The following is an 8,306-nucleotide window of genomic DNA, read 5'->3' on the forward strand; positions in this document are numbered from 1 at the left end:
CGGCCGGGTCGCCGCCGGCCGGGTCGCCGGCGTCCGGCGCGCCTGGTGCCGCCCACAGCCAGTACCAGATGGGGTATTCGAGGAGGGCGTGGCCCGCCGCGGCGCTGAGCCCGGCGGCAACGGATCCGAGGACGTCGTGGTCGGTGTGTCCATCGGAGCGGTAGGGCGCCACGAGGACCACCTCGTCGGCGGCGCGACCGCATACGGCCGCCGCCTCCCGGACCGCGTCCCGGACGGCCTTCCGGATCTCTTCCCGGTGCCCGGCGAGGTGACCGTCGGGCAGGCCCAGGCACTGCCACGCCACGTCCCCGGCCCCGGCCCCGGAAAGGCGTTTCAGGGCGTCGCCGAACTCCTGCAGCCGGACCGCCGCGAGTTGTTCCGGCGTCGTCGTTGGCGAGCCGGGGTGGGATCCTTCCCCCGCCGTGCACAGCAGCACGCGGACCGTGGCGCCGACGGCGTGCAGCCGGGCCAGCAGCCCGCCGGCCCCGAGCGATTCGTCGTCCGGGTGCGCGGCCAGGACAACGAAGGCCCGGCCGGCGAGCGCCGCGTCATCCAGCGGCAGGTCCGGCAGCCCGGCGGCACGGCTGCCGGCCCAGGCGGCCTCGGTGGTCCCGGCGTCGTTGTGGGTGAAGGTCACCATGGCTTGCTTTCGGCCAGTGCCAGGGCGCCCAGCTGCGCGTCGTCGCGCATCGCGTGGTGCTGGCGGATGTACAGGGCGAGATCGGCCATCCGTTTTCCGTAGCGCTCGTCAAAGGCGAGCGGGGCCGGACCGAGATTTTGGCTCACGAGCGTCTGGACGCGTTCGACGGCTGCGGCCACGCTGCCGCGCACGCGCAGGGCTTCCTGCCACGCACCGCGGTCCGAGAGTTCGCCGGCGTCGATCCTCGCGGCCGTGCCGGCCAGGTAGGCGGTCAGGGCGGCCAGCGTTCGGTCAATCTCGCCGAGGTGGGCCAGTGCAATCTGGTCCGGTTCCCGTCCGCCGTCGGCGGCGTGCCGCAGGGAGTCGGCGAAGCTGCGCGCCACGGCGACGGCGCCGCCGAGCCAGCAGGCAGCCACGCCCATGCCGCCCCACGCGAAACCCGGGCGCTGGTAATACCAGCCGGCGCCGCCGAGGGGCACGGCGGAAACGGCCTCGAAGTGGACTGTGCCGCTGGGAATCTCGCGCAGCCCCCGGCTGGTCCACTCCGGATTCGCGAAGCCCACCCCGTTCGCGTGGAGGTCGACGGCGAAGGCGGCCCGGCCGCCGGCCTCCAGATGGGCCGTCAGCACGGCATGGTCCAGCTGGGCGGCGAGCGAGCACCAGGGCTTGGATCCCTGCAGGATCCAGCCGTCTGCGGCTTCCTTGGCTTCAAGCCGCAGGCCGGGCGCCTCGGCGGCGAACACACCCCAGGTCCCCTCGAAGTCGGCATCGTCCGGGTCCGGGCAGTCCCGGCCGTGCCGTGCCGCCTCGTCGCCGGCCTGGGCCAGGATCGCCACGGCATCCAGGTGTGGTTCCAGCACCCGTCCGGCGGCGACATCGACGGCGGTCACGGAGGCCAGAATCTCCCACAGGAACGCGGTCCGGCCGTCCCCTGGTTTGGGCGCCGTCGCCGCGGCCGCCTTGGCCAGCTCCAGCAGCGCCGGCACATCGCCGACGGCGTCCTGCGCCTCGGACAGCAGGGGGCTGATCGTCTCCAGCTCTGCGGCCGCGGAGCTGATCCGGACAGGTAGGGGGTGGTGCGAGATGGGGATCCCGTTCATTTCGGCTGCCTGTGTTCCTTCGGGCTGGGCGGATCGGGCTGGGCGGATCGGGCTGGGCCCGGCCACGTGGCTGAAGTCCTGCGCGTCCGCGGCCGCGCCGCCATCGCTGGCGCCGTCGACAAGTAATCTAAGCATACTTAGCACTTGGGGGTGGCCGGGCGCTTCACGGGGTCGGCTGCCACCGGCGCGTTCGCCCCGGCGGACAATCTCTTGCACCTAGCGGACGATCGCGAGGGCGAAGCCGTCCCAGCCTTTCGAACCCACGGTCTGGATCACGGTGCCGTCCAGCCGCGGGTCATCGCCCATCATCTGGAGGGTGCTGATGATTCCGGGGGCGTTGACCGGGTCCATCGACGCGTCCAGCACCGCACCCTCCCACACGACGTTGTCCACCACGATGGTGGTGCCGGGCCGGCCAAGCCGGATGGCCCAGTCCAGGTAGTGCGGGTTGTTTTCCTTGTCGGCATCGATGAACACGAAATCGAAGGGCGGCCCGGCCTCGCTTTCCAGCTCGGGCAGGGTGTCCAGCGCCGCGCCGACCCGGATGTCCACCTTGTGGCCCAGCCCGGCGTCGTCAACGTTGGTGCGCGCGACGCGGGCGTGCAGGGGGAGGTATTCGCAGGTGACCAGCCGGCCGTCGTCGGGCAGTCCCTGGGCCATCCAGATGGTGCTGAAGCCGGCCAGCGTACCGATCTCCAGGACGCGGCGGGCACCGGAGAGCTGGACCAGCAGCTTCAGGAGTTTGCCGGCGTTGGGGGCCACTTCGATGGGCGGCATGCCTGCCTCAAGGGCGCTGGTGACGGCGCGCTTGAGTGAACGGTCCGGGCGGACCACCGCGTCGGAGAGGAAGTTCTCGACGGCGACCCAGCCGGGGGCGGATTGATGCTCGATCATGCCCCCAGTGTTCCAGCCGCCCGCGCCCGGCGGTACCCCTCCGGGCGCGCCGTTCCCGCCGGCGTTTCGGCGTCCGGTCCGGCTCAGTACGCCTAGTTTCCCGGCCGGGTTGGGATTTGCGGGCCGGTCCCGCCGGCGCCCTGCCCGTCGATGGCGTTTTCCAGCCGTTCCACCTTGCCGGTCAGCTCGCCGCTGTAGCCCGGGCGGATGTCCGCCTTGAGGACCAGCGAGACGCGCGAACCGTAGGCGCCCACCGCGTCCGTGGCCCGCTTGACGACGTCCATGACCTCGTCCCAGTCGCCCTCGATCTCGGTGAACATGGAACTCGTCCGGTTGGGCAGGCCCGACTCCCGGACGATCCGCACCGCCGCCGCGACGGCGTCGTGGACCGACGCGTCGCCGGGCGCTTGCCCGTTGGCTGGGTCACCGGAGGGTGCTACGGAGAATGCGACCAGCATGTGGTGGTTCCCTTCACTCAGTCAGGACACCGGGGGCGAAAACTTCCGGGCTGTCCGGCACCAGTCTTTCACGCGATTCCAGCCCGGCAGCGGCCGGGGGCACCTCCGCCACCGTCACATAAGTCACTACCCGCCGGTAACAGGTTCGCGCACCCTTCGCGTTGCTACCCTAGGCAAATGAACCGGGCAGTAGACCGCAGGCCGCTCCGCGCAGATGCCGCGCGCAACGTGGACAAAATCATCGCCGCGGCCCGCCAGTGCTTCCGCGAGCACGGCCCCGAGGTGCCGCTGCAGACCATTGCAGTCACCGCCGGCGTGGGTCCCGCCACCCTTTTCCGGAATTTCGCCGACAAGGAAGAGCTGGTGCTCGCTGCCCTGAACCAGCAGCTCCGGCTGCAGGTGGATCCAGCCATCGATGAGGCCCTGGCCGATCCTGACGCCGCCGCAGGGCTCTTTCGGGTCATCGATGCAACGATGCATGTCGCCAGCGAAGAAGCCAACCTGCTGGGAGCTGTCGCGGGCCGGCGCGGGCTGCTGACCGGGATCACGGGCGGCCTGATTGAATCCATCGCCGTGCTGCTGGGCCGGGGCCAGGGGCAGGGCACCCTGCGCAGCGATATTTCCATGACGGACATGATCCGCCTGCTGGCCATGCTGATCGGCGTCGTGGACACCATGGAGCCGGGCTCCGACGCGTGGCGCCGGCCCGTGGCGCTGGTTGAGGACGCCATCCGGACGGAGCGGCCGGACCGGGCGTTGCCGCCGCAGGCCCCGCTGACGGGCACCGCGTTCGACGCCGTTCTCGGCTAGCACCCATAAGCGCCGGTTCCTGCAGGTGCCCCGACAGCCCGGTGCCCGGCTCTAGTCTTCGGCCGGCTTTTCCTTGGCTTCGAGAAGGTGTTGCTGAAGCTTCTCTTCGGCTTCCCGACGGCGGCGGGACATTTCGCGCATTTCACGGGTGGACTCAGCCCCGCCGGAAACATACGGCTCGTGCGCCTTGGTGCGCTGATCCTTGCGCGGCTCCGCGGCCTGCTGCTCCGCGGGCTGCTCGTCGGCAGCCTCCGGGTCGGCAGCCGGCAGCTCACCGTCGTGTTCAGTCATGTTCGAATGCTCCCATGCGATCCCGGCACCAAGTAGGGACTAAAGACCGTTCCGGCCGCACCCACAGCCGGTCCGCGGCCCAGCGCGGTCAGGCGTCCCACGAACGGGTCAGTCCCAGCCGAGCAGCCGGAGCCCGGCGGCCGCGGCCGCGCCGGCGATCACCACCACCAGGAACGGCGCGCGCAACCACAAGGCGATGGCCGCCGCCGCCAAGGCGCCAAGCCGGGCGTCCAGGACGAGCGACTGGCCGGAGGCGACAGCATTGACCACCGTCAGGGACGCCAGCAGCCCGATTGTCATGGTCCCGGCAATCCTGGACGTCCGCGGGTTGCGGAGCAGGCTGGCCGGCACCAGGTAGCCGAGCAGCTTCCAGGCGTAGGCGAGCAGGCAGGAGAGCAGCAGCCACATCCAGAGGTTCATGCGTCGTCTCCGGTGCGTTCGCCGCGGGAATCGCGGGCAGGGTCGTGGTGGTGGTGCACGTGGTCCTCCGCGTACGGATCGACGTCCGGTTCCAGGCCCTCGTCGCTGCGGCCGTGGCTGAACCAGCCGATCCCCGCCGCGACCACGGCGGCGACGAGGATCGGCACTCCCGGGGGCACGAACGGCACGGCCAGCACGGTGGCCAGCGCGCAGACCACCGCGATGGCCACAGGTTCCCTGCCTTTCAGCCGCGGCCAGAGCAGGCCCAGGAAGGCCGCCACGGCGGCGCCGTCCAGTCCCCACTGTTTGGGATCCCCGAGTGCCCCGCCGGCCAGTGCGCCGAGGGCGGTGAACAGGTTCCAGAGGACAAAGACGCCGATTCCGGCGGTCCAGAAGCCGCGTTTCTGCTCGTCGGGGTCCGTCTGCCCGGTGCTGGTGGCGGTGGACTCGTCGATGGTCAGTTGGGCCGCGGCAAACTTCCGCCACCCGCGCGGCTGCAGGAGGGCGTTGATCTGCATGCCGTAGATGCCGTTGCGCATGCCCAGCAGCGTCGCGGCACCCATCGCCGCGACGCCGGACCCGCCGCCGGCCACCACACCGATGAAGGCGAACTGCGAGCCGCCGCTGAACAGCAGCAGGCTCAGCGCCATGGTCTGCCAGAAATCCAGGCCCGAGGTTACGGACAGCGCGCCGAAGGAGACGCCGTAGAGGCCGGTGGCGATGCTGATCGACAAACCGATCCGCACCGCCGGTGACTGCAGGATTTTCACGGGCGCCGGTTCCGCCGTGTCAAAGTCCAGGCCCATGCGATGAGGGGCGCCTGGAGCGGGAGCCGCAGGGTGTGCACGCGTCGCCGGCGCGGCGAGCCTTCCGGCCCGTAGGCTTTGCGCAGGGCGTCCACGTGGCCGGCGAGGAAGGCGGCGAACAGCGCCGTGACGCAGCCCGCGGCGGCCCTCCGGGTGGCCGGGACCAGGAGCCCGACGGCGGCGGCGGCTTCCAGCAGCCCGCTCACTGCCACCCATTCCTCACGGGACAGGACGGCCAGGGGCCCGTTCGGCTGCTCGCCGGAGTCGTCCCGGCACAGGAAGTCGGGTACCACCGGGTGGAAAAATTCAGGCTCGCGGAAGTGCTTGGCGGCACTGGTGAGCAGCAGCGCGCTCATCGCTGCCGCCGACAGCGTCTGGAGGTCCGGGACGGGCCGGCGAAATGGCATGCAACAACTCAACCACAGCGGCCACGCCGGCCGTAATCCGCCAGGAACGCAGGGGATGTGAAGATGTCAGCCCAGGATCCGTGGAGCGGCCATGCGGCTAGCGTAGGGGCCGGCTGTCCGCCATGAGCTGGGAGAGGACCTGGGCCGGCCAGTTGGTGGTGATCTCCTGGATCCCGAGTTTCCGGCACCGTTCGACGTCGTCCCCGGTGTCGACCGTCCACACCCGGCACCGCAGCCCCGAGGCGAGCCAGCGCTGAACGGCGGGGGCGTGCGTGCGGACGTACCCGATGCCGGGGCCGGCAATGCCCGCCTCGGCCGCCGCCAGGATCCGTTCCCCCTCAGCCTGGGCGGCCTTCATCACGTTGGCCAGCGCCCCGCCGGTCAGGGCACCGAGGCCCAGTTCCTCCCGGATGTCCGCCACATTGACGTCATCCACGAGCTGGCAGACGGCCGCGGCCGGCACGGACTCCAGGAGGTGTTTTACGGAGTCGGGGCTAAAGCTCATAAAGGAAACGGTGATGTTCTCCAGCATCGACGTCCGCGGATCCCAGCCTTGGGACCTCAGGACCTCCAGGGCCCGGTCCTCGAGTCTGAGCTGGTACGGGCTCGGGTGCTTGAACTCGATCGCCAGCCCGATCCCGCGGCCGGCCGCGCGCAGGATGTCGAGCAGGTCCGGCAGGGTCAGGAACTGCCCGGACTTGGCGCCGTAGGCCTCCGGGATCCGGGCTCCCTTCCAGGAGGAGAAGTCCAGTTCCTGGAGTTCTTGCAGCGTCCGGTCGGCCACCTGGCCGGTGCCGTCCGAGGTGCGGTCCAGGGTGGCATCGTGCAGGAGCACCACGTGCTGGTCCCGGGTCAGGTGGACATCGCATTCCACGCCGTCGGCGCCGTCGGCGATTGCCTGCAGGTACGCGGCCCGGGTGTGCTCGGCGAAGGTTCCGCTGGCGCCGCGGTGGGCATAGACCAAAGGCCGGGCGGCGGCAGGCTCATCAGTGGTCATGGTGCCACGTTAGCGGACCGTCCGTTTCCGTGGCGGGCTAGGCTGGGCTCATGCAGGTCAATACTGAGTCAACTTCCCTGACCGGTGCCGCGGGACGTCCGGGCGGCGCCCGGCCGGGCGGTCCCCCCGGACAGCGTTCCGCTGCCTCCAGCGACGTCGAGAAGGCCGCGGCGCTGCGCCGGATGAAGCTTCTGGCCCTCTCGCTGCTGGTCGTCATGGCGGTGATCTTCATCGTCGCGTTCGCCCTGCAGAAGCAGTACCCGGGGCTCGAATACGTCCGCGCCGCTGCCGAGGGCGGCATGGTCGGTGCCCTCGCGGACTGGTTCGCCGTCACGGCCCTGTTCAAGTACCCCATGGGCATCAAGATCCCGCACACCGCGATCATCCCGCGCCGCAAGGACCAGATCGGCGCCTCGCTGGGCGAATTCGTGGAAACCAATTTCCTCTCCGAACAGGTGGTCCAGGAGAAGCTGGCGTCCGCAGACATTGCGCGCAAGGCCGGCGCCTGGCTGTCCAGCCCCGGCGGCCCGGACCGGGTCGCCAAGGAGGGTGCCGCCGTCATCCGCGGCGCGTTCAAGGTCCTCAACGACGACGACGTCCAGGCCGTGATCGAGTCCATGGTCCGCAAGCACCTGCTCACCCCGCCGTGGGGGCCGCCGGTGGGCCGCCTCGCCGAGCGGATTTTCGACGACGGGCACCACCATGCGCTGGTGGACCTAATGGTGGACCGCACCGTGGACTGGGTGCGGGACAACCAGGAGACGGTCAACAGGCTGGTCACCGACCGGTCCCCGACGTGGGTGCCCTCGTTCGTGGACGGGCTGGTGGGCGACAAGGTGTACGTGGAGATCCTCAAGTTCACCCGCGCCGTGCAGTCCGACCCGCAGCACCAGGTCCGCCTCTCGATCGACAAGTACCTCAAGGAACTCGCGCAGGACCTGCAGCATGATCCTGTCATGATCGCCCGCGCCGAGGGCATCAAGGCCCAGGTGCTCGGCGACCCGGAGGTCCGCGAGCTCGCCTCCCGCACCTGGGACACCATCAAGACGGCCCTGCTCACCGCCGTCGATGACCCGCACAGCGAACTGACCGTCAAGTTCAAGGCGGCCGTGCATGACTTCGGCACCCGGCTGCTGGTCGATCCCGAGCTCGCCGGCAAGGTGAACGCCTGGATCGGCGACGCGGCAGGCTACCTCGTGAAGACCTACCGCTCGGACATCGCGGGGGTCATCACGGACACCGTGGCCCGCTGGGATGCCGAAGAGACATCGCAGAAGATCGAACTGCAGGTCGGCAGGGACCTGCAGTTCATCCGGATCAACGGCACGGTGGTGGGCGCACTGGCCGGGCTGGCCATCTTTACGCTGGCCACCCTGCTGTTCGGCGAGTCCCTAGGGCGTGTCTCCTAAGGCTGCCAGCCAGATGCTGATTGCCCGGAACACGGCTCCGCCGCGATAGGTGAGTGCGAGTTTGTCGTACCGGG

The 8,306-nt window shown here is 70.2% G+C and carries 11 protein-coding genes; 2 read left to right on the forward strand and 9 right to left on the reverse strand.

The window, feature by feature from the left end; all coding sequences use genetic code 11:
• The 4 genes from Y706_RS0101985 to Y706_RS0102000 all read right to left on the reverse strand — a co-directional run.
• Positions 1-640 (reverse strand): PIG-L deacetylase family protein (locus Y706_RS0101985; RefSeq protein ID WP_028275268.1); only part of this gene is annotated, 640 nt, incomplete at its 3' end.
• Complete coding sequence (locus tag Y706_RS0101990) at positions 634-1,740, reverse strand: acyl-CoA dehydrogenase family protein (protein ID WP_156945041.1); 1,107 nt, start codon at positions 1,738-1,740, stop codon at positions 634-636. The genes Y706_RS0101985 and Y706_RS0101990, both read right to left, overlap by 7 nt.
• A gap of 216 nt (positions 1,741-1,956) precedes the next feature.
• The gene (locus Y706_RS0101995) at positions 1,957-2,634 is read right to left on the reverse strand and encodes an O-methyltransferase (RefSeq protein WP_028275270.1); all 678 of its coding nucleotides are present in this window, start codon (positions 2,632-2,634) and stop codon (positions 1,957-1,959) included.
• A gap of 92 nt (positions 2,635-2,726) precedes the next feature.
• Complete coding sequence (locus Y706_RS0102000; RefSeq protein ID WP_028275271.1) at positions 2,727-3,092, reverse strand: thiamine-binding protein; 366 nt, start codon at positions 3,090-3,092, stop codon at positions 2,727-2,729.
• A gap of 177 nt (positions 3,093-3,269) precedes the next feature.
• Between Y706_RS0102000 and Y706_RS0102005 the strand changes: the two genes are divergently transcribed.
• Entirely contained in the window at positions 3,270-3,902 is a 633-nt protein-coding gene (locus Y706_RS0102005; RefSeq protein ID WP_028275272.1) for a TetR/AcrR family transcriptional regulator, read from the forward strand.
• Between the two features lie 51 nt (positions 3,903-3,953).
• Here the strand turns inward: Y706_RS0102005 and Y706_RS23080 are convergent, their stop codons facing one another.
• From Y706_RS23080 to Y706_RS0102030, 5 genes are all read right to left on the reverse strand, one after another.
• Complete coding sequence (locus tag Y706_RS23080; protein WP_052354979.1) at positions 3,954-4,193, reverse strand: hypothetical protein; 240 nt, start codon at positions 4,191-4,193, stop codon at positions 3,954-3,956.
• Positions 4,194-4,301: 108 nt separating this feature from the next.
• Complete coding sequence (locus Y706_RS0102015) at positions 4,302-4,613, reverse strand: AzlD domain-containing protein (protein ID WP_028275273.1); 312 nt, start codon at positions 4,611-4,613, stop codon at positions 4,302-4,304.
• Positions 4,610-5,419, reverse strand: a complete 810-nt coding sequence (locus tag Y706_RS0102020; protein ID WP_028275274.1) for an AzlC family ABC transporter permease — start codon at positions 5,417-5,419, stop codon at positions 4,610-4,612. Before Y706_RS0102020 ends, Y706_RS0102015 begins: the two co-directional genes overlap by 4 nt.
• Complete coding sequence (locus Y706_RS0102025; protein ID WP_028275275.1) at positions 5,380-5,826, reverse strand: DoxX family protein; 447 nt, start codon at positions 5,824-5,826, stop codon at positions 5,380-5,382. The genes Y706_RS0102020 and Y706_RS0102025 overlap by 40 nt, the downstream gene beginning before the upstream one ends.
• Before the next feature lie 97 nt (positions 5,827-5,923).
• Positions 5,924-6,823, reverse strand: a complete 900-nt coding sequence (locus tag Y706_RS0102030) for a glycerophosphodiester phosphodiesterase (RefSeq protein ID WP_028275276.1) — start codon at positions 6,821-6,823, stop codon at positions 5,924-5,926.
• A 182-nt stretch (positions 6,824-7,005) separates the two neighbouring features.
• On the opposite strand from Y706_RS0102030, the gene Y706_RS0102035 reads away from it, so the two are divergent.
• Positions 7,006-8,232 carry a DUF445 domain-containing protein gene (locus Y706_RS0102035; protein WP_253906668.1) on the forward strand — a complete coding sequence of 409 codons (1,227 nt, stop codon included), beginning with the start codon at positions 7,006-7,008 and terminating at the stop codon, positions 8,230-8,232.
• The last annotated feature ends 74 nt before the right edge of the window (positions 8,233-8,306 follow it).

The organism is Arthrobacter sp. I3 (assembly GCF_000520575.1).
Lineage (GTDB): Bacteria > Actinomycetota > Actinomycetes > Actinomycetales > Micrococcaceae > Arthrobacter > Arthrobacter humicola_A.